Consider the following 1,095-nt stretch of genomic DNA (forward strand, 5'->3'; position numbering starts at 1 on the left):
CTCCTCAGCGGTCAACGCCAGCAACGCCAACTTCGGACCACGACCATCACCCACGCCATCAATCTAGCAATGAATCAACGACTCGGGACACTAGTGTGCTGAGTCGTTAGTTCATTGATAGGTTGTTCGATGTGGGTGATGGTCGTGGTCCGAAGTTGGCGCCGCTGGAGCTGACCGCCGAGGAGCGGGAAGTGTTGCAGGGGCTGGCCCGTCGGCCGAAGACGGCGCAGGCGTTGGCGATGCGTGCGCGGATCGTGCTGGCGTGCGCGGGGGGGGGTCTGTCCAACAGCGAGGTCTCCCGCCGGCTTGACGTATCGCTGCCGGCGGTCGGCAAGTGGCGTAAGCGGTTCGTGGCCGATCGGGTGGACGGACTGCGCGACGAGCCGCGCCCGGGTGCGCCGCGGAAAGTCACTGACCTGCAGGTCGAAGCGGTGATCACGAAGACCCTCGAGGAGCGCCCGTTTCACGAGGACAGTCGCTGGTCAACCCGGTCGATGGCCGCGGCGGTGGGGCTGAACCAGAGCGCGATCTCGCGGATCTGGCGGGCTTTTGGCCTCAAACCGCACCTGGTCCAGAGTTGGAAGCTGTCCACCGACCCGCTGTTCGTGGACAAGGTCCGCGACATCGTCGGGCTGTACCTGGACCCACCACAGGCCGCCATGGTGCTCGCGGTGGATGAGAAGACACAGATCCAGGCTCTTGACCGGACCGCGCCGATGCTGCCGATGATGCCCGGCATTCCTGGGCGGGCGACCCACGACTACGTACGGCACGGCACCACCAGCCTGTTCGCTGCGCTGGACGTGGTCACCGGCAAGGTGATCGGGCAGACCCAGCGCAAACACCGACACCAGGAATTCCTGCGTTTCCTGCGCACCATCGACCAGGCGACACCACCCGACCTTGACCTGCATCTCGTGCTGGACAACTACGCCACCCACAAGACACCCGCCATCCAGCAGTGGCTACTCAAACACCCCCGCTTCCACCTGCACTTCACGGGTCTGCTGCACCAATAGGTGACAGGTGTAGTCACGCGGCCTGACTGGCCGGTGGGTGCATGATGGTCTCGAATTCAACGGGGGTCAACCGGGA

1 pseudogene is annotated in these 1,095 nt (G+C 64.5%); it reads left to right on the forward strand.

Going from position 1 to position 1,095, the window contains the following annotated elements:
• Positions 1-131 precede the first annotated feature (131 nt).
• A pseudogene (locus AB0G14_RS35865) lies at positions 132-1,001 on the forward strand (IS630 family transposase); the annotation flags it as partial.
• Positions 1,002-1,095 lie beyond the last annotated feature (94 nt).

This window comes from Micromonospora sp. NPDC023814, assembly GCF_040639595.1.
GTDB lineage: Bacteria > Actinomycetota > Actinomycetes > Mycobacteriales > Micromonosporaceae > Micromonospora.